The following is a 19,248-nucleotide window of genomic DNA, read 5'->3' as shown; positions in this document are numbered from 1 at the left end:
CGAACACTAACGGAATCGTCCGGCTAGGGAAGAAATAGGTCGGTCCGTAACGTACAGAGCTCGCCACGTCCGAAACGCTGCCACGCGAGAGGCAAGCATCCACCGAGAGAGAGGTGAGGCGATCGTTCACACCGTCCGCCATTCGAAGACAATCCACATGCCTCACGGGCATCGACGGAGGCAGGCATACGGGAGCGCAGAGTTGTGTTCGCTGCCCTGGCTGCTGGCATCGCGATGCTCTTGGCTTCAGCCGAGCCGCGATAGGTCAGAATCCTTGTCGTCCTTAGAGCTCGTAGAACTCTTGATATTCGACGGCGAGGTCGCCTCCATAACGCGGTAAGGCAGCCAGTGCGTTTGGTTCAAATGAAGGCAAAGACAAACAGGCTCGAGCAGAGGAGCGCGAAGCTGGTTGCGGTCAGTGCGAGGAGACTACCGGAGACAAGGTCATGATTGCGCATCAATCACCCTCGATTGCACTTATGAAGAGACACAGAGTGGCAGTTCGCTACGCTGAAACTTGCAAGAAAATTTCTTAGTCGATTCCGATTGCACTATTCCTGCGTTGTCTAGGTGATGGTGTGTGCAGCGTTGTTGCGCGGTAGCTCGTTGAAGTGCTGCATAACAAAGACGGATGGAGTTCGAAATGCATCAATGCTCGATTGGCCCGGCAGACGGGGCCGGCCTTGATCAGGAGATCGGATTCGCTGGCTGGCCGGCTGCTCACACTTTGAGCCGGCCGCACGGCCTGCCCGAAACTTGGCCTTTTCCATACTCGAGCATGTTTCTCCGCGAAGGTGCCATGCTCCTGGCAAACTGGGTTACCTGGTCGGCCGAAGCGGCCTGCTATGTGTTTTTGCCGCGCTTGTCATCTCCCGCCGCATCTCCGCCCTTGCGCGCTCGGGCGTGTCGTCCTTCCAGCGTATCGAGCCGAATGGCCTCTCCAGCATACGGCGCACGCGTACCGGCGCAGGGCCGATGTGGAAGTGAATTGCCCGCTGTTCCAGGGCACGTTCCGATTGGGTCGAGCGGTTGCGCCAGCGCAAGTAGTCGAACCAGGTCGGAAAGTGATAGCGCTCGGTCCACAATTCGGGATCGGCAATGTCGCGCGCGATCGACCAGCCATAGGCGCCGTTGCGCTGACGAGACAATTGCACGTCTTGCATGACGTTGTGGAACGCGCGGGCATTCTCTTGTGCAATCCGGTATTCGATCTCGACGACCAGCGGCCCGCTGCGTCCGGTCAAGGCGAGCCGTACTTCGGGATCGGCGAGCAGCTGAGCCTCTTCACCGCGCGCGCCGACACGGGGCATGGGCAGCCAACGGCCGATGAGCGGTGAGGCCAGCATCAGGGCGGCCGACGCCAGCAGCGCGGTTTCGACCCCGGCCGCGTCGGTCAGATGGCCCCAACCCCAGCTGCCGACGGCGATCCCGCCCGAGCTCGCCGCCTGATAGGCTGCAAGCGAGCGTCCAGTCACCCAGCGCGGCGCCGACAGCTGCACCCCAATGTTGAACACCGCCCATGTCATCATCCAGACGGCTCCAGCCAGGACCAGGGCCGCCGCGGTCAGCACCGGTTGGCGGCTGAGCGCGACCGCGGCCATGGCTGCGCCCATCGACAACGCGCAGGCGCGAATCGCGGCCTCGCCGCTCATCCGCTTGCGGATCTCGGCAATGTTCAGCGCGCCGACCACGGCGCCAAGGCCGAAGGCGCCGAGCATGATGCCGTAGGTCTGGGCGTCGCCATGCAAGACATCTCGTACCACCAGAGGCATCAGCGCAGTGATCGCACCGCCGCCGACGCCGGTCACCAGAGTGCGAAGCAGCACGACCTTGATCGATGGCGAATTGCTGATGTAGCGCACACCAGACACCATCGCGCGGCTCAATCTTTCAGGCGGCAGGCGTGAGGGGACGCTGACGCGTTTCCAACGGAACAACGCGAGCATCAGCGGCAGATAGAGCAACGTGTTGAGCGCGAATGCGGCCACTGCACCGGCGCTGGCCACCACCACTCCGCCGATCGCCGGGCCGACGCTCCGTGCGATATTGTAGCTGATGCCGTTCAGCGCGACGGCCGCAGGCAGCTGCGCTTCCAACGGCACTTGTTCGCTTACCGATGATTGCCAGGCAGGTCCCATCAGCGCCATGCCGCTGCCGACAACGAAGCAGAGTACGAGCAAGACGTTCGGTGTGGCCAAGCCAAAGCAGGCGGCCACGGTCAGGCCGGCTGCGCCGGCGAGCGCGATGCCAAGCGAAACCAGCGCCACGATGCGGCGATCATACATATCAGCGATCGCGCCGGCCGGCATCGAAATCAGCATCACTGGCAGCAACAGCGCGGTCTGCACCAACGCGACTTTGTCAGCCGAGGACGTCATCTGCGTCATCGCCCAGGCTGCGCCGACACCTTGAATCAAGCTGCCGATATTGGAGACGAGGCTTGCAAGCCAGATGCGGCGGAACGTCGCGTGCCGCAGAGGCGCCGTGATGCCATCGGCGCTACGCGATTGGACTTTGGGTGAATCGGTCATATCGGATCGTGATGATCTACCATGATTTGATTCTGGTGCGGATCACAAGCATGTGCCCGGCGCGATATCCTACCCTGGCGTGGTCGTGAATGAGACGCGCCGATCGCATGACGGTGTTTTCCTGGCTGCCGATCTTCTACTCCTGTAAGAACGCCTTCGTGGCGTACGGCGCGCTGTCCGATCGGATGACTTAAGTCTGCATCATGCCTATTCGCGCGCGTCGCTGGTGACATTGACGGACGGTGCGTCGCTCGTGGGCAAACCTTGTACGTAGCGGACAAACGAGCAAAGTCCACAAGTGCGGAATCACTTGTCGCGAGGTACGGTGAACTGCGCTCTCATTGCGAGGCAGCCGAAAACTCATGTCAGGGGACTATCGATTGTTCAGATAGCTATGCAGCGTTTGGCGGAACTTGTTGTCGCTCGGCGAGTCGTTACGTGTCAGTATAGGGCGACCGATCTATCTCCATCCCGCGCGGGTTCCGCGAAGCATCTTCATCGAGAACGCAATGTGGTGCGATAGATCGGTCCCTCCGGGCTCGAGCCATCAATATTGCCTCACAGAGAGCGGGTCTGTCGCAGGTCGAATGAAATATTTGAAAGCTGCAACATCGATTCCACCGCTTGATCCAGCATAAACCGTTCAGGAAACGAACGTGACGGTATGCCGCGGGCCAGTCTTTGACATGTTGCTTCTTGCACAGCGCTCCGAACCGCCATAGCCGGCCGGATCGCACTGTCCATGACGGCAGCACCAACCGGGAGCCCGTGCTCGCAGGTGACAGCAAAAACCAGCTGAGCGGTCAATCACGACGACCGCTCAAGACGATCCGAATAGTTGTGATCAAGTAGGACCACCGTCGCATCGAGCGCCATCCGACATGTGTTGTGAAGTTCGTGGCCCCTCATCGTAAACAGCTCATCGCGGAAATAGGCGCGAAGCCGGGCAACGGCCGCTCTCATGGCTGGCTGAGATTGATGCTCCATGCCGCAGCAGTGAGGCTACGCTCGCTCATCAAAGCGACGAGCGCGATGAGGACATTTAGATCAAGGCCCTTGAAACGCATGCCCTCAGCCATCCATCGCGTGGATGCGCCCCATCAACACATTCGATTTTACCAATTTTAGGAAATGCTGCATTAGAAAAAGCCAGTTCGGAGAATTAAAACAAGATGAGCGCATTTCCAGGGTTGCTATCGTCCTTACCAGCATAAGGAAATCATGTGGAGACAGGATCATTGTCAATGTGTCAGCACTAACAGTGTTTTGGTGGCGAAAACCGCGATGCCGGTGAAAGCGCCAAATAGCAGCTATTAAAGTCGCTATTTTTATTCCTTCCCTATTCGCTTGTTGACAGAGAACCTAGCACCGCTTGCCTTGGAACAAGTCCGCCGAGCTTATCTCTCGTCGCCTTCGCTCCTCGCCCTCCGGGACGATAAGCACGTCCTGCCAGTAGGTGGAGCCCGGAATCAGAGACCAGATAAACGCACACTATGCACAGTCTGAGATTTTAACAATGAACGTGCGCACCGAACGTGAGAAAATGCTGGCCGGACAGCTTTACGACGTTCTCGATCCTTCTCTTGTTGCAGAGAGATACAGGGTAAGAGGCTTGTGCCAGAAGATAAACTCCTCCAGTGATGCGGACAAAGATCTGCGTCGGAACCTTTGCAAACATATTTTCGGGAAAGGCGGAGACACTGTGTGGATACAGCCCCCCTTTTTCTGCGATTACGGCTCCAACATAGAGTTAGGCATGCAAGTATTTTTCAATTTTAACTGCATAGTGCTTGATGTTTGCCGGGTTCGTATAGGTGACTACGGGCTTTTTGGTCCAGGCGTCCAGATCCTGACGTCGATGCATCCACTTGATGCTGCCCTTCGCCGGAAGCAGCTGTACGGAAAGCCGGTTGAGATTGGATCAGACGTATGGGTGGGGGCCGGGGCAATTATCCTACCTGGCGTGACCATCGGATCAGCTACTGTGATCGGTGCAGGCAGTGTCGTAACACGTGACATTCCAGCCGGAGTGTTTGCAGCTGGTAACCCTTGTCGCGTGATCCGAGAAATCTCCGGATGAGCGCGAAACCTACTCGTCAGCTAAGCAGCTTTGCGTGCTAAGTCCACCTTGGCCCTGCCGCGTCGGGTGGGATAGCGCAGGTGGGCACGCTCAAGGAGCTCGCGATCACTGCGTAGTAGGCGATCCTTATCGGGCCAGTTCGAATCATATGAATTGAACAACTCACCGTTACTCAACCCGCTTGGATGCTCATTTATCAATTGCTCCAGATAGTGCGTGCCAGCCCTTGGCATCGCAAGGACCACGAACGGCTCAGGCAACGGTGCGGAGTGGGTCATTGCATCTATTCCCAACTAACATTGGTCGCGACGATTCCGCTGGCTCCAGCACAAGACTCCTGCGGCGACCTGACCTACGGTTCACCCGGTATCGTTATCGTGTCTATCGGTGGGGACGTGGCGTTGAATGGGGAATTCCCGCCAACGCTTTGTGGCCGGCAATGCCGACGCCCATTGTAAGACAGGACCAGTCCCGGACGAATACATGGACATGCGGTACCCAATCCGCGCATCAGAGCTTGTTCACCTACGTCCCAGGCCACGTCTCCTCCGATGGGCACTTCAGTGACAAGAACCGACCGGGAAATCGGCGCGGGAAAATTGATGCGCGATTAGGTCTTGCAAAAGGACATCAGAGCGTAGCGCTGCGGCCCTTTCGATTGGCGCTTGACGCCTATTTTGACGGCGTGACGCGACGCCGCGGCTTCCATTTGTCGGACAAAGCGTTGACGGCGGCCTCGATCGCCTTCCGGTCGACGACGTTGGGATCGAACTGCTCCGGACCCCAGAGGCGCATATGTTCGTGCTCCGGATGGGTGGGGTCGCTGATGGCGTCGAGGTATTCGGCATAGCCTGATGCACCGCCGACATTTCCGGAGGACAACGGCCGGTGGCCTCGAGCAAGAGGGGCAGTCCCTCCGTTGTCGTGTTGTCGAACCATTTTTCGAGTTTGATCACGTGATCCCAGCTGTCGCCGAAGTCGTAGAGATAATGGATCGTCTTCGCGCCGGTCTCCTGAACGATATTAGAGAGCCGCGTCTTGCGGGCATCGATGGGCTGAGGGCCGAAATCTCCATCGGGATCAGGGATACCCCAACGTCCTTCGCCGGCCAGGAACTCGAAGAGATGGCTGTTCGTCCAGCCAAACGCCGCCTGAAGCGTCAAATGCAGCCGATCCATACGCAGGGTGACGGGTACGACAAGGCGACGCATCACTTCCGGTTTCACGTCCTCGAGGGGCACCTTGATCCGGACCGCGGTTGTGTTCAGGCTCACGCCGCCAGCCTCGGATCGTGTGATCGTGTGCATGTATCGTGTAGATCGACGCCCAAGGGAGCAGTTCGTCCGGTCGCGCCGCAGGCCAACCATTGACGAGCTTCGCGAGAACATCAGCAAGCCAGTACTCGGCACTGACGCCATTGAGCTTGATGAGGTGGATGGCTCCCGCTTCCGGCGTCATAGTCTAGAAGCGGTCGAGGCGATCGCCTTAAAAGGAGATGCCATCCATGAACGAAGTAACGACGGTCGGGCTCGATTTGGCAAAGCGTGTTTTTCAGGTTCATGGGGCGGATGCAAAAGGTCGCCCTGTTCTCCAGAAGAAGCTTCGCCGTGAGGAGGTTCTGAGCTTTTTCGCCTGTTGCCGCCTTGTGTTGTCGGCATGGAAGCATGTGCATCATCGCATTACTGGGCACGCGAGATTCGCGCGCTTGGCCATGACACCAAGATGATTCCGGCTTCGTACGTGAAGCCCTATGACGCGCGGCAAAAGAACGACGCTGCGGACGCAGCAGCGATCTGCGAAGCGGTGACGCGACCGGCGGTTCGCTCCGCTCCTGTGAAGTCATTGGCGCAACAGGCGGCGCGGGTGGCACATCGCACGCATGAACTCCTTTCGCGGCATCGTGTTTCGCTGATCAACGCGATTCGGAGCCATATGGCGGAGTTCGGTGTAATCGCCGTGGCAGGCCCTCAGCACGTCGGCTCTCTCATCAAGAGGATATCCGATCCGGCGACACTGATCCCCGATGCGGTACGAGCACCGTTGAATATCCTGGCTGACCAGCTCGTCGCCCTAACTGCTAACTGCTCAGATCAATGCTCTCGAAGCTCAAATGCGAAGGCATTGCCGTACGGAACCCGAAGCTGCCAGGTTGCTCAGCGTTCCGGGCGTCGGCCCGATCACCGTCAGCGCGATGTGACGAATCATAGATGACCCGAAGCTGTTGTTGCAAATCGGTCAAATAGTTATCGTGAGATGGCCCGCGCCGCAACGGCGGCGCGGTTGCCGACGCGCGTGCCGAGGAGGTCGTCATTTGACGCGCCGAAATTGGGTATGATGTCGCGAGCGCTGGGGTACGAAGCGTGCGCTTATGATACAGTTAGATCACGCTCGTCGAGCGAGCGCGCGTTTGTTCGATCTGTACGAAGTTTGCGCGCGCGTGAGGGTGCCCAATCTGCCAGCATAGGTCGCGAGGGCGGAATGGTCCGCACCGCAACTGGTTGACTCTGTCAGCGGCCGTTCCGGAGGGCTTTTTGGGTGGGACGATTGAGGGGCGCAGATGTCTCCGCGTGCCGCTGGCATCAAGATGAGCAGCGTCGGCATCACCGGCAAGGGCAAGCGTGTCGAGGATCGCGTCGGCATGCTCGTCCTGCTTGCTCGTTCACGTTATGAAACGAAGTCAAGAGCTGCAATTGGTGGCGCCGCTGAGCGATCCCGGAGCGCTTGGTCGCGACGGTCAGAATCTTGATTCAGCCGAGCATGGGGCTTGCTTTCGCTGGACGGCGGTCCATGTCCGACGGACTGGAGGCACCGTGCTTCTTCGGCTTGCGCGGCCCGATCTGCTCGCAAATTTGTCGGTGACACAAGCCGACATCTGTGCGCCGACGTCTGTGCCACGAAGACTCGATCGATCGCGGCCCCTGCTGCGGGCGGCAGGATATTTGATCAATGAACACGCCGCTTAGTGGAGATGTCGCGGCCCTGGAAGCCTTGAAAGAAGACGATCAGCTGCGCGGCCTAAAGTCGCGCGCAGGAACTGATTTTTCTTCGAACGATTATCTGGCACCGGCCAGCGCGCCACGTATGAAGAAGGCTCTGTTCACCGCGCTCGATGCCGGCACGCCGATCGGAGCTGGTAGGTCACGGCTCCTGCGCGGCAATTGTGAGGAGCACGAAGCTCTCGAAGCGGAGGCGGCGCGGTACTTCCGAGCGGAGACAGCGCTGTTCTTCGGCGGCGGTTACATCGCAAATTTCGCTCTTTTGACAACACTGCCGCAGCGGGCGAACTGCTTGTTCTCGATTTGTTCGTGCGCGCCAGTATTCACGAAGGCGCACGAGCGGGCCGAGCCGAGTTCCGGATAAGCGCCCATAATGACCCCCAGTCGGTCGAAGATGCGATTGGCGACTGGCACGCCAAGGGCGGAGGGGACGCGTCTGGATCGTGGTGGATAGCCTCTACAGTACGGACGGAGACTTCGCGCCGCTTAGAGATCTGGTCGTAATCGCCGAGCGCTGCGACGCGTTCCTGGTCGTGGAGGAGGCAGGTGTTTACGGCGAGCAGGGACGGGGGCTCACCGCGCCCTATGAGGGCCGCGAAAATCTCCTGGTGGTCCACCTGCGGGAAGGCGCTGGGGACGGAGGGCGCGCTTGTCACTGCTTCCGGTGTATTGCGCGACTTCATGGTCAATCGGTGCCGTCCATCCGTTTTCGCCACCGCGCCATCGCCCCTGATGGCCGTCGCTACTCGGGAAGCGCTCTTGATCCTACAGGAGGAGCCAGATCGGCAGCAGCGCCTGATCGATTTGTCGATTTTACACATCGGCAGCTCGCCACGTGCGGCCGCCCGAGCCGTTCGAACTCACAGATCATTCCGTACATCGTGGGTGACAACGCGCGGGCGATGCGGCTCGCCTCTGCACTGAAGGTGCGCGGTTTTGATATCCGCGGGATACGGCCGCCGACAGTGCCTGTGGGAACGGCGAGGTTGCGGATCTCGCTGACGCTTAATGTCGGGCAAGATGATGTATCCGATATGATTGATGCGTTGGTCGAAGAGACTTGGGGAGTTCGTCAATCATGATCGCGAGGCCGACGTCCGGATCGGTAAACGATCTTCAAAGGTGCGCGCCGGCGCGCGCCCCTCCGATCGGTGATCGCAGTCTCGTGCGCGCGAGACTTCCGGTTTATACTGATCCAAAGAGCTCAGGGCAGATTCGACGAGTCTGCTCTTCCGACACTGGCGGTCTCTTCATTGGCCGATGCAGGAGAGACCGTCCGATGCCGACGCGAGTAGCATTTTTCATAACATCGGCGGGCTGGACAGCGGTCGTGGTCGTAATTCTGCTCTATGTGATCTTCAGCCCTGGTTGAGCCGGTTGACCTGAGCAGGACCGATCTGCATCGGTGTCATGGCGGAATGGGCGGCCGAGATCTCTGTCTGGAATTCCCGCCTGTTCCGGAGGCTTGGCTCGGAGTCTGGCGCGCCTGCGCGCAATCTGGCGATCGATTCAACTCTGTTGGCTCGGCGCATCAACGTGCAGACATGGACGTTGCCGGCCGTGATGCGAGTTGTTCTTGGGGCTGGCCGCGCGTCGCCAACATAAGTACGAAGAATATGATGAGTATCAAGAGACCGCGCATACCAAAGCCTATCCCAAAGCTATGACAATCGTGGAACGGATCACATCCGGAGCGTTTGCTGCGTCCCAATGGACGAGCAAATCTCGCGGCGCTCAATCGAAGGCCGGCCAGGCTGCATACGGCTGGTCGGCCGTGCGAAAGCCAGCGTCAGCCCAGCAGGTCGACCCTGCCGGTTTCGAGCCGATATAGACCCCCGACTATCTTCAGTGTGTTCTGCGCAACTGCCGAGCTCAAAATCGGGCTGGCGGATTTGAGCTTATTGACGTTATCAATCACATTCTGCCGGATCGCATCGGCGGACGTATCGCCGGTTTGCTGGCGAGATCCTCTTACGGCAGGCGCAAGCGCAGCGACGAGGGACGGAGTATGCCCCGGCGCCGGCTTACCCTCGTCAAGCGATTTGATTGTGGCCTCTATCGCGCCGCAATGATCGTGACCAAGTACCAGGATCAGCGGCGTGTTCAGTACGGCGACCGCATACTCCATACTAGCTAGCGTGTCGTCGTTGGCGAAGTTGCCGGCGAGGCGGCGCACAAACAGATCACCAAGTCCGCTGTCGAAGGCAAGTTCGGGCGCTAGACGGGAATCGGCGCAGCTCAGAACCGCCGCATATGGATTTTGACCATCGACTAAGAGTTCGCGCTCGCGTTTAAGATCGTGCCCTCGCGATGCGCCCTGCACATAGCGATCGTTGCCCTCCATCAGCCGCTTCAGCGCAACATCTGGCGAGAGCAGGTTATCCGGCTTGGGCGGCGCTTTTGCTTGCTTCGCGTCGACAATATTGTTGCCAAACGGCAGGACTAATGCCGAAATAGCGAACAGCAACAGTGAGCGGCGCGAAGGCGCGACCTTGATCGGATAGGACATCCTCTGGGAACGGCCTGCATGCATGGGTGTCACCTCATTGCGCGGCTCTACGCCATCCTGTGGCTTCGGCCTCAGTTTCGCTGCAGAACCAGCGTTCAGCCGGCTTCTTCGTCATGTCGATTTGTGCGTAACTGAGTTGCCCGGGCGAGTGATAAGTGCGCTCGCCGTTGCGGTCCACCGTGCCCTTTATCAGACACTCGGGCGAGGGCGGGTCCGATAGCAGAGCGGATCCGAGCAGGAGCTCCTGAGCGTCGCCCGGCACCGAGCTCGCGCCGACGATGATCGACCCCTTGTTGCGGCGACGCCAGTCCCAGGGCGCGATGAACGCCCCCGACCACAGGCCCGCGAAGGCATTGCTCGCCACCACCTCATAGATGGTGTAGGTGTAGGGACCCGACGACAGTGCCCAGCCCGAGCTTACCATCCAGGCGTTCACGTCCTGGCCTTCGATGAAGCAACTGCCGAGTGATCTGCCGTACTTGTCTACTCCTGCGGTCTGACAATCCCACGTTCGTCCATTCGAGTAATTGATAAGCGCGTCGCGAGCAGCTACGCCGCAGGCCCATTTGCGGCCATGGCGTCGAGGCAAATCTGATCAGTCTCTGGCGCCTCGATACCTGAGAGCCGAATCCTAGTTTGCTCGATCTCGATTGTGTTGCCGTCGAGGATGTGCGGAGGGCCGCTGAGTTTCGCCGCGCAAACCGGAGATGTGACGACAGCGAGCAGTCCTGCCATCATTATGCGGTGTTTCATCCTTACAGCCTTTCGTTCTTGTTCATCAGCTCATAAAGTCGCACGATCCGGCCTCGCTACATTCGACTGCTTGACCGCACAACTGCGTCATTTGGCCTGCATTGTTCGACGCTTGCTTTGTCAAAGCTGGTCATGATTCAACCTACGACCTAACGCAGCGTGAGGTTCAAGCGATTTCTTCAGTGTGCATTTTGCGGTGTGCGTTTGGGCTCTCTCTGGGCTCGCCTCCCATGCTGTCGACCGGAGCTCCGTGCTCAGCTGACGAACTCGCGACGCAGGAAAAAGGCGAACCCCGGGGATATTTCTCTCGGGCCTGAGGATAAAAGCGTGTCGCTTCCGGCTTCAGCGGCCGAGCGGACGTCAGCGCGGAATCAGCAACGTCGCTACTCCTTTGTCATTTCCATCGTTAGACAGGGCTGCCAGCGGTTCGATAATGTTGAGGAAACTTCACCGCAAGCCAGTTGCGAGGAGGCCGATTGCTCGAAAGAAATCTGATCCGGCTTTCTCTGACTGAAGATGGACCCTAACCTTGTATGTCGGCCTCGGTCCGCGATCTGTCCGGTCTCGAGCGGGGATTGCATGGCGACTCATGCGCAATGGGAGGTTGCGTCAATGTTCGAACGATGGAGATCACGAAGCTCGGTATGAGTGTGAGCGTTGCCGCAGGGAATCTGAAAGGACGGTAAGGTCGAGCCCTGGCTTTATCGTGCATGCACCGGGCAAACGGAAAGACGTCCGCCCGCCTTATTGGAATGGCCATCTTGATGGTATGCAGTGCGATGAATCAATCCACAACAATTGTTGGCAATGACTGCACTCCGGCAGGTAGCTCTGGCAGGATTTAGCCGACTCACGCTATCCATCATTCTTAATTAACTCACTGCACAATGGGAATGAAATGGTTGCAGCGACCCGTGAATTGCCGGTCTCTTGTTACACGCTTGAAGTAGACGGCCGCCTGAAAGCCGAATTTGCAACCAGAGACGGTGCCAGGGCAGGTGGAGCAGAACTAAAGAAGCGTTTCCCCATGCTTCAAATCAGGATCTATGACGCTCAGACGAATGCGCGCGAGGAAATTTAGATCTGGCCCAATTCGGTCTTCGATCCCTCGCAGCAAGGCTGAGGAGCTCCTCGCCGGGGTCACTCGGGAAAGGGGCCCGCCGTCATCAAGTATGACGGCGTCGCTATCACTGCCCCGTTCCCGGGGGCCCTCTTAACCGGTCTCGTCGCTGCACTCGCTCCCGCGTGCCGCCTTCGGCGTCGCTATGCTCACGCTCCTGCGGGTGCCTATTGGTCGTGCGATGCGCTGCGCGCACGCCGGATCGGGGCTTGGCCTCAGGCATCTTCTAGTCTAGTCCCGTGAAGAATGGCATGGCGAGCTCGCGGCGTCGCAGATTGTCTCCTCTCACTGCGTTGCGCGCGGCGCGGCCAACCGGCTCTCGTAAGCTACTACGCCGCCGCTGAGCTCTTCTCCTGGAGGAAAGGGCCGAGAGCTGACTGACTTTTCCCATGGCGGGCTGCAGGCTGCGAGAGGCTCGCCTTGCCGAGGCATAACAGGACATGCGTTTCAGAGCGCATGTGCCTCGCCGTTGGCCCGAGGGGCTCAGCGATCAATGAGCAGCGCTGCCATCTTGCTCTGTGCGACCATTTGCCGAGGCTTTTCGCGTCCCCTCTAACGCTTCGTGTTCATTTGGCTCTATGTGATCGAACCAGGAGCCAGGAGGAAAGGCCGCGAGACGCTTGGCAAGGAAGGATTGCGGCTCCCAATCTTGTCCCTCGCGCTTCTCGAAGGTGATGACCCCGTTACGGGTAAAATAGCGAGGCCCTGGTATATTACAGTTCACCAACAGCAGAACGCGCCACCGATCACCTTTCTCCGTCGGCTTGTCATTCGCCTTCGATACGTAGTCCACGACAATGGGTTCGATGATATGGCAGCGGCCGTGCCGCAGAAGATTGCCGAGCTTGCCTTGCGCGGTCGTCACGAAGTTGAAATTGACCGGATTATGCAGAAAGGGAAGATTTGCGTTTTTTTCGCCATCGGTGATTTCACTGGCGATCAACGAAAGCGCCAGGGCGCGCCAGCCCAGTTCGATCGGCTTCGCATACGGAGACGCAACTTCGATCTTCCCATCGGTCCCGATCTTCCAGGTAATAACGTAGTGTTCGTCTGATTTATTATCCTGATGCCTGGTCCAGGAAAGGTAAACATATTCAGTTCGGTCGATTCCTTCGGCGATTCCCCAGTTTCCAGGGACGAACTGCGCCACTTTCGAAACGTTGGAAACAATCTGTTCTATCGTTTCACCGTCTTGCGCTCGCCACGTCGACCTGACTCTCTCGACGAGGACGCTCTCGCTGGCGCGCAGACTGTTGCTCGTCGCAGCCAACCCGGCCAGGCAGATCAGCGATTGATGGAGACAAAACCAAAGCACGCCTCTTGTAGACATTCTCTTCATAGCCGCCCGACCATCCGATTTTCATCCACACGTCAATTCCAGAGCGGGCAGCCTTCAATGCTATGCGCGAATTGGAAGAAGTTAGCGGCAACGTGACGCGGGCGCCCGCTGATGTCCCGCGCGAGCTGGCGCTGTCCGCTCTATGTCACGCGCCGCTAACTTCAGTGGGCCAGCCACAACCTCAATTTGCTGTGGTGGACCTGCCCAGGAGGAGAAGCCCCGGGCAACCGAGGGCTTGCATTGTTCGTGCCAGGAAACAGCCGGCAATTCGCACCGGATTCGTGTTGTGTTTGTCGACTTTCCGACTTGCGCTCGTTTCAATGTTTCCATTCAGCTGATCCGCCCCGGCTTGTTCATCCCTTGTCGCGTATCGGATCTTCGACGCGCAGGCGAACGCCTTGCTGCCAAGTTCCTGATGACTGTGGGAACACTTTGCCGCCGTCGAACGGTTTGGTTGGGCTACCGGAACGTTGGCGTTCATCTCTACCCTGCTTTTGGCATCGGCGGCGAAGGGACCACTGCGCTTCTTTCGCGAAATGCGGCGCTGCAACGATAGTAAGCGGAAAAGAGACCCCGTCTGGCGCAGGGGGTGAGCAATCGGCTATCGGCTGCTGAGTTTGTGAGCCGATGTGAGCTTCTATGTCTGCGCCTAGTTCTGGAACTAGAACCTTCCATATGATCGAAGCGGTCGCCGACCGTCTTGAGGGAGCGCCGCGGCAGCTTCGCCGACGCTGGTCGGACGAGTTCAAGGCGCAAGTTGTGACAGAGGCGCTGGAGCCTGGCGCGAGCGTCTCGGCGATCGCTCGCCGGATCGGCATTCACCCGTCGCAGCTGTTTGCCTGGCGCCGTGATGCTCGGGCGGAACGACATTATCGCGAGCGGCACTCGAGTTGCGGGGGTGAGGTGGCGTCTGTGTCAGGCGCTGTGATCGAAATTGCCATTGGCGAGGTGATCGTGCGCGCCGGCGTGGACGTCGACGAGGCGCAGCTGCAGCGGGTGATCCGGGCGGTACGTTCGGCATGATCCCCTCAGGCGTGAAGGTGTTCCTGGCCAGCCATCCAGTCGACTTCCGCAAGGGTATCGATGGCCTTGTCGCGCTTGTGCGCGATGCCGGCTCAGATCCGTTCGACGGTGCGCTTTATGTGTTCCGGGCCAAAAGAGCCGACCGAATCAAGATCGTATGGTGGGATGGCTCTGGCGTGTGCCTCTATTTAAAACGTCTTGAAAAGGCGAAGTTCTGCTGGCCGCGGATCGGGCATCATCGGGTGCAGATGAATGCTGCGCAGTTGATGGCCCTGGTCGATGGGATGGACTGGAAGCGGGTGCGGTCCGTGGCGGTCAAGCCGCCGGAGATTGTTGGGTAAAAGCACTGCGGCGAAGTGAATCAGTGAGCTGAAAGGGCAAGAGAACCGGGGCAAAATGTGCTCTGGTCGGGCTAATGACGTCGCCCGATCTCAACCTCCCGAATGACGTAGAGACGCTGAAGGCCATGGTTCTTGCCATGGCCGAGAAAGCGGCCCGCGCCGATACTCTGGCGAGCGAAGTCGCCGATCTCAAGGCCCGCAACGCCGATGCCGATGCGCGCATTGAGCGGCTGACGCAGATCCTGAAGGCCTTCGACCGCGCCCGGTTCGGCCGACGATCGGAAAAGCTCGGCTCGGCGAACGGCGACGATGAACAGCAGGCCTTCGTCTTCGAGGAGATCGAGACCGGCATCGCCGCGATCAAGGCCCAGGTCAGCAAGGGCCGTGCGCAAGCGGATGGCAAGCGCGCACCGCGTCGGCGCAAGGGCTTTGCACCCCATCTGGAACGGATCGAAACCATCATTGAGCCGGAAGAGCTGGCTGAGCATGCCGGCAAGCAGAAGGTGCTGATCGGCGAGGACGTGTCGGAGCGCCTGGATGTGGTGCCGGCGACGTTCCGGGTGATCGTCACGCGCCGTCCCAAGTATGCCTTCAAGAACGCGGACGGCGTCATCCAGGCGCCGGCCCCGGCCCACATCATCGAAGGAGGCATTCCGACGGAAGCGCTTCTGGCCCAGATCGCCGTCGCCAAATATGCCGATGGCCTGCCGCTCTACCGGCAGGAGGCTATCTACGCCCGCGATCATGTCGAGCTGGACCGCCAGTTGATGGCGCAATGGATGGGTAAGCTCGGCTTCGAGCTCGAGATCATGGCCGACTACATCTTCAGCGAGGTCAAGAAGGCCGAACGGGTCTTTGCCGACGAAACCACTTTGCCGACGCTCGCTCCGGGCTCCGGATCGACCAAGATGGCCTACTTATGGGCCTATGCCCGAGATGACCGAACCTTTGGCCGCAACGGTCCGCCGATGGTGGCTTATCGCTTCGAAGACAGCCGCGCCGGCGAATGCGCGGTCCGGCACCTCAACGGTTATCGCGGCATCCTGCAGGTAGATGGCTACGCCGCCTATAACAAGTTGGCGCGACCCGATCGCGGCAATGACGCCATCACATTGGCTGGCTGCTGGTCACACAGCAGACGCAAGTTCTACGAGCTGCATGTTGCAGGGAGCTCGAAAGTGGCAACGACAACGGTCGAGCGGATGGCAAAGCTCTGGCAGGTCGAGAAAACCGTGCGCGGTCAAAGCCCCGACGCACGCGTTGCCGCGCGCCAGCAAGCTTCCGCAGCGATCGTCGCAGATCTCTTCGACTTCTGGCAGCAGACCTTGCGGCGGATCTCCGGCAAATCAAAACTGGCCGAGGCGATCCGCTATGCCGTCTCGCGGCGTGCCATCTTCGAACGCTTCCTGACCGATGGTCGCATCGAGCTCGACTCCAACATCGTCGAACGCGCCATCAGGCCGCAAACAATTACGAGAAAGAATAGCCTCTTCGCTGGCAGCGACGGCGGCGGACGAACCTGGGCGACCATCGCAACGCTGCTGCAGACGGCGAAAATGAACACCGTCGATCCGTTCGCCTGGCTCGCCCTAACACTTCAGCGTATCGCCAACGGCTGGCCGAGCAGCCAAATCGACGCGCTTATGCCATGGAACCACGCCGCCTGACGGCCTTAGCTTGCCGCTTACCAACGATAGCAGCCTCAGCCAGCTTCACTTTGCGCTTGATGGCCAAGGCTTGCGAAGCCGATCTTCAGCGCCGGACATGTGGAATCGAGGAACGTGCATGGCCTCAAGCAGGCTGATGATACGATGGCGCGCGCTCCGGTTTACGCACGCGGTGGTGCTCATCGCGTCCGTGGTCGGGCGCCTCGGCTCGCCGTCGCTCTTCATGATTGGATGAGCAGTGCTTCCATCTAGACGACCGATTCCATGAAACCGGCATGCACGGAACTGGAAGTGTGCTCGTGGATTCCTCGTTTGAGTTTGTTCGAACGAGGATTGGTATCATGGCAAGATGGCGGCAAGCAGTCGAGTTGGCGATGAGCCAGGAGGAAATTGAGACGTTGACGGCTCTTTCGCGGTCGCGGACCGAGCCGGCGAGCCGGGTATCGCGGGCGGCGATGCTGCTGGCCTACCGCGAGAACCCGTCGTTCTTTGCCGTGGCACGAAGACTTGGCGCCCATCATCAGACGGTCCAGCGTTGCGTTGAACGGGCGGTAGCCCATGGTGCGTTGGCGGCACTCGACGACCGACCGCGACCAGGCAAGGAGCCGGTGATCACGCCGGAGGCCAAGGCCTGGCTGGTGTCTTTGGCGTGCGACAAGGCCAAGGAGCACGGCTATCCGCACGAGTTGTGGACGACGCGGCTGCTGGCACGCCATGCGCGCGAGCGCGGCCCGTCGGTGGGGTACCAGTGCCTTGCCAACCTGGTCCAGGGCACGGTGTGCAAGATTCTCGGCCAAGAGGAAATCAAGCCGCACAAGGTGCGCTACTATCTGGAGCGTCGCGATGCCGAGTTCGAGCAGAAAATGGCGGAGGTCCTGTGTGTCTATCGCGAGGTTCAGGTCCTGAAAAAGGCCGCCGCCAAGTCGAAGAAAGCCAAGTCGAAGAAATCGGGCAAGCCGGTGACGATCGTCTCTTACGACGAAAAGCCGGGGATCCAAGCCATCGCGACGACGGCGCCGGATTTGCCGCCCGTGCCAGGCGTTTATCCGGCTTTTGCTCGCGATTTTGAGTATCGACGTCATGGCACGCTCAGCTTGTTGGCTGGAATTGATCTGCTGACCGGGAAGGTCCACGCGCTCGTCAAAGACCGCCACCGCAGCCGCGAGTTCATCGAATTCCTCAAACTTCTCGATGCCGCTTACCCGGCCAGGACCACGATCAAGTTGATCCTCGACAATCATTCCGCACACATCTCGAAAGAAACCAGAGCCTGGCTCGATACACGACCCGTAGGCCGCTTCGAATTTACGTTCACGCCCAAGCACGGCTCCTGGCTCAACCTCATCGAGGGCTTCTTCTCCAAGTTCGCCCGCTCCGTCTTGCGCCACATCCGGGTGACCTCAAAACACGAACTCAAGGAGCGCATCATGGCCGGCATTGACGACGTCAATCGCCATCCCGTCATCCACACTTGGTCCTACAAGCTCGCCGAGGCCGCCTGATATGATTCGAACCACGAAAACGCTGACCTAGTCGGTGTCCACTGGTAGGCGGCCGGGGATCAAGTCGCGCTAGCTTCGTCTTGAGCTGTTGACAATCTAGAGAGTGTCTGTCTGACGGGTTGACTCATGAACGGCCTTACCAGCCACCCGAACAGGTCAGCCGCAAAGATGGCAACAGCAAAGACGCCGAGGGCACTCCAAACAGTCATTTTCATTGCGACCCTCCCTGCCTTCGTTGAGGCGGATCGATATGCGTGGTCAAGCATTATCGCCATAAGGGGCCGCAAGGCGCCTACCAGAATTGGGTGGCATCGTAGATTAACATGCGCGCCACGTGCAGCTGGATTTTGCACGGATGTCTTGCGCGTGGCAGCGGTCTTTGACTGTTGAGAGACCGGATGCCGGCGCGCTCGAAGCACCGCCACTTGCGCCTCGGATAATTCTGCCGACATTATAGTTGGAGAGAGCTTCCAATCGTGGTCAACGGTCGAGGTAAATGGTCATTCGCCTAGTCGATGTTGCAGCGCTAACCTGAGAGGATCATCTGAGAGGAAGAGTTCTTTTGCCGATAATCCAAGTCGTCGAGGTTCTCCGGTCCCGCTTGATCCGGAGCTAAGAGGGAAGCCGCTGAACATGCCGGCGCTGCCCCCGCAACTGTAAGCGGCGAGCCGCTGTCCAACAAGGTCACTGAAGCCTGTGCGGCTTCCGGAAGGCCGGACAGCAGCGATGACCCGCGAGCCAGGAGACCTGCCTGGACAACATATACGTCCACGGGCGGGTGTCCCGGTGGTGCGCCAAGCAGCCGTCGCTTCCCGCGATCCCGCCTGCGTCCGCCATGGCCTTTGCCCCCAATATGGGGTTAACGCTATGTTTCTTCTCTCCCTTCCGGTTCCGCGCTTGGAATGCCACGCATCGGTCCAAGGCGCGAGCTCAAACTCGCGCTCGAAAGCTACTGGGCCGGCACACTCAGCGAACAGCAATTGCTCGAGGACGCAGCCGGCCTGCGTGCTGCGAACTGGGCTCGCCAGAAATCCTTCGGTGTCACCGTCATTCCGTCGAACGATTTCTCGTTGTACGATCAGGTGCTCGACACGAGCGTCATGGTTGGCGCCATCCCTGAAATCTACGCGTCGAAAGCCCAATCGGTTTGGCTCAAGACGTACTTCGACATGGCCCGCGGTTCACAACGCGACCGCCAGGATGCGAGTTGCGGTCACGGATCGCGCGGGTTTGGCGCACCTGCGCAGGAGATGACCAAGTGGTTCGATGCCAACCACCACTACATGGTTCCTGAAGTTTATCGGGGACAGAGGTTCAGACTGTCCTCCCGCGAGCCTAGGTGCCGTCGCGAGGTTGGTGGGAATTGAGGGTGGCGTAGTCTCCCGGG

At 59.3% G+C, this 19,248-nt stretch carries 13 protein-coding genes, 6 pseudogenes and 1 riboswitch; of the genes and pseudogenes, 10 read left to right on the top strand and 9 right to left on the bottom strand.

Annotation, left to right across the window (positions count from 1 at the left end; all coding sequences use genetic code 11):
• Positions 1–818 precede the first annotated feature (818 nt).
• A complete protein-coding gene (locus H8B02_RS17785; protein ID WP_229167415.1) occupies positions 819–2,531 on the bottom strand; it encodes an MFS transporter in 1,713 nt (570 codons plus the stop codon).
• Positions 2,532–3,407: 876 nt separating this feature from the next.
• A pseudogene (locus tag H8B02_RS17780) lies at positions 3,408–3,598 on the bottom strand (LysR family transcriptional regulator); the annotation flags it as partial.
• 449 nt (positions 3,599–4,047) lie between these two features.
• On the opposite strand from H8B02_RS17780, the gene H8B02_RS17775 reads away from it, so the two are divergent.
• Complete coding sequence (locus tag H8B02_RS17775; protein WP_233287292.1) at positions 4,048–4,611, top strand: sugar O-acetyltransferase; 564 nt, start codon at positions 4,048–4,050, stop codon at positions 4,609–4,611.
• Between the two features lie 68 nt (positions 4,612–4,679).
• Here the strand turns inward: H8B02_RS17775 and H8B02_RS17770 are convergent.
• The 3 pseudogenes from H8B02_RS17770 to H8B02_RS17760 all read right to left on the bottom strand — a co-directional run.
• Positions 4,680–4,889 (bottom strand): annotated as a pseudogene (locus H8B02_RS17770) (sulfotransferase); the annotation flags it as partial.
• 394 nt (positions 4,890–5,283) lie between these two features.
• Positions 5,284–5,822, bottom strand: a pseudogene (locus H8B02_RS17765) (plasmid pRiA4b ORF-3 family protein).
• An 85-nt stretch (positions 5,823–5,907) separates the two neighbouring features.
• Positions 5,908–6,042: pseudogene (locus H8B02_RS17760) on the bottom strand (transposase domain-containing protein); the annotation flags it as partial.
• Between the two features lie 73 nt (positions 6,043–6,115).
• Between H8B02_RS17760 and H8B02_RS17755 the strand changes: the two are divergent.
• The 3 genes and pseudogenes from H8B02_RS17755 (at position 6,116) to H8B02_RS17745 (ending at position 8,689) form a co-directional block, all read left to right on the top strand.
• A complete protein-coding gene (locus H8B02_RS17755; protein WP_229167430.1) occupies positions 6,116–6,337 on the top strand; it encodes a hypothetical protein in 222 nt (73 codons plus the stop codon).
• A complete protein-coding gene (locus tag H8B02_RS17750) occupies positions 6,268–6,822 on the top strand; it encodes a hypothetical protein (RefSeq protein WP_229167414.1) in 555 nt (184 codons plus the stop codon). The genes H8B02_RS17755 and H8B02_RS17750 overlap by 70 nt, the downstream gene beginning before the upstream one ends.
• 735 nt (positions 6,823–7,557) lie before the next feature.
• A pseudogene (locus H8B02_RS17745) lies at positions 7,558–8,689 on the top strand (8-amino-7-oxononanoate synthase).
• Between the two features lie 707 nt (positions 8,690–9,396).
• On the opposite strand, the gene H8B02_RS17740 reads toward H8B02_RS17745, so the two are convergent.
• From H8B02_RS17740 to H8B02_RS17730, 3 genes and pseudogenes are all read right to left on the bottom strand, one after another.
• The gene (locus tag H8B02_RS17740; RefSeq protein WP_229167413.1) at positions 9,397–10,116 is read right to left on the bottom strand and encodes a carbonic anhydrase; all 720 of its coding nucleotides are present in this window, start codon (positions 10,114–10,116) and stop codon (positions 9,397–9,399) included.
• A 34-nt stretch (positions 10,117–10,150) separates the two neighbouring features.
• Positions 10,151–10,540: a sunset domain-containing protein gene (locus H8B02_RS17735; RefSeq protein ID WP_229167429.1), complete on the bottom strand. Its 390-nt coding sequence runs from the start codon at positions 10,538–10,540 to the stop codon at positions 10,151–10,153.
• A gap of 33 nt (positions 10,541–10,573) precedes the next feature.
• Positions 10,574–10,705 (bottom strand): annotated as a pseudogene (locus H8B02_RS17730) (thermonuclease family protein); the annotation flags it as partial.
• 1,062 nt (positions 10,706–11,767) lie between these two features.
• Between H8B02_RS17730 and H8B02_RS17725 the strand changes: the two are divergent.
• Positions 11,768–11,950: a hypothetical protein gene (locus tag H8B02_RS17725; protein ID WP_229167412.1), complete on the top strand. Its 183-nt coding sequence runs from the start codon at positions 11,768–11,770 to the stop codon at positions 11,948–11,950.
• Between the two features lie 529 nt (positions 11,951–12,479).
• Here H8B02_RS17725 and H8B02_RS17720 read toward each other — a convergent pair.
• Entirely contained in the window at positions 12,480–13,328 is an 849-nt protein-coding gene (locus tag H8B02_RS17720; protein ID WP_229167411.1) for a nodulate formation efficiency C protein, read from the bottom strand.
• A 675-nt stretch (positions 13,329–14,003) separates the two neighbouring features.
• Here H8B02_RS17720 and H8B02_RS17715 point away from each other — a divergent pair.
• The 5 genes from H8B02_RS17715 to H8B02_RS17695 all read left to right on the top strand — a co-directional run bounded on the left by H8B02_RS17715 (position 14,004) and on the right by H8B02_RS17695 (position 19,228).
• Positions 14,004–14,351: a transposase gene (locus H8B02_RS17715; protein ID WP_229167410.1), complete on the top strand. Its 348-nt coding sequence runs from the start codon at positions 14,004–14,006 to the stop codon at positions 14,349–14,351.
• A gap of 11 nt (positions 14,352–14,362) precedes the next feature.
• Complete coding sequence (gene tnpB, locus H8B02_RS17710; RefSeq protein WP_229167409.1) at positions 14,363–14,692, top strand: IS66 family insertion sequence element accessory protein TnpB; 330 nt, start codon at positions 14,363–14,365, stop codon at positions 14,690–14,692.
• Between the two features lie 74 nt (positions 14,693–14,766).
• The gene (tnpC, locus tag H8B02_RS17705) at positions 14,767–16,359 is read left to right on the top strand and encodes an IS66 family transposase (protein WP_229167408.1); all 1,593 of its coding nucleotides are present in this window, start codon (positions 14,767–14,769) and stop codon (positions 16,357–16,359) included.
• Positions 16,360–16,733: 374 nt separating this feature from the next.
• On the top strand, positions 16,734–17,861 hold the full coding sequence (locus H8B02_RS17700; protein ID WP_229167407.1) for an IS630 family transposase: 1,128 nt from the start codon (positions 16,734–16,736) through the stop codon (positions 17,859–17,861).
• A gap of 567 nt (positions 17,862–18,428) precedes the next feature.
• Positions 18,429–18,630: riboswitch (cobalamin riboswitch) on the top strand.
• 133 nt (positions 18,631–18,763) lie between these two features.
• Positions 18,764–19,228, top strand: coding sequence for a uroporphyrinogen decarboxylase/cobalamine-independent methonine synthase family protein (locus tag H8B02_RS17695; protein ID WP_376711674.1), 465 nt, complete (start codon positions 18,764–18,766; stop codon positions 19,226–19,228).
• Positions 19,229–19,248: the final 20 nt, after the last annotated feature.

Origin of the sequence: Bradyrhizobium altum, assembly GCF_020889705.1 — a bacterium.
GTDB classification, from domain to species: Bacteria; Pseudomonadota; Alphaproteobacteria; order Rhizobiales; family Xanthobacteraceae; genus Bradyrhizobium; species Bradyrhizobium altum.
This window is presented reverse-complemented; position numbering and strand designations above follow the sequence as displayed.

Coding starts and splice junctions, on each gene's coding strand:
- H8B02_RS17785 (WP_229167415.1), bottom strand. CDS start 2,531: ATGACCGATTCACCCAAAGTCCAATCGCGTAGCGCCGATGGCATCACG.
- H8B02_RS17775 (WP_233287292.1), top strand. CDS start 4,048: ATGAACGTGCGCACCGAACGTGAGAAAATGCTGGCCGGACAGCTTTAC.
- H8B02_RS17755 (WP_229167430.1), top strand. CDS start 6,116: ATGAACGAAGTAACGACGGTCGGGCTCGATTTGGCAAAGCGTGTTTTT.
- H8B02_RS17750 (WP_229167414.1), top strand. CDS start 6,268: ATGGAAGCATGTGCATCATCGCATTACTGGGCACGCGAGATTCGCGCG.
- H8B02_RS17740 (WP_229167413.1), bottom strand. CDS start 10,116: ATGTCCTATCCGATCAAGGTCGCGCCTTCGCGCCGCTCACTGTTGCTG.
- H8B02_RS17735 (WP_229167429.1), bottom strand. CDS start 10,540: ATGGTAAGCTCGGGCTGGGCACTGTCGTCGGGTCCCTACACCTACACC.
- H8B02_RS17725 (WP_229167412.1), top strand. CDS start 11,768: ATGGTTGCAGCGACCCGTGAATTGCCGGTCTCTTGTTACACGCTTGAA.
- H8B02_RS17720 (WP_229167411.1), bottom strand. CDS start 13,328: ATGAAGAGAATGTCTACAAGAGGCGTGCTTTGGTTTTGTCTCCATCAA.
- H8B02_RS17715 (WP_229167410.1), top strand. CDS start 14,004: ATGATCGAAGCGGTCGCCGACCGTCTTGAGGGAGCGCCGCGGCAGCTT.
- tnpC (WP_229167408.1), top strand. CDS start 14,767: ATGACGTCGCCCGATCTCAACCTCCCGAATGACGTAGAGACGCTGAAG.
- H8B02_RS17700 (WP_229167407.1), top strand. CDS start 16,734: ATGAGCCAGGAGGAAATTGAGACGTTGACGGCTCTTTCGCGGTCGCGG.
- H8B02_RS17695 (WP_376711674.1), top strand. CDS start 18,764: ATGCCACGCATCGGTCCAAGGCGCGAGCTCAAACTCGCGCTCGAAAGC.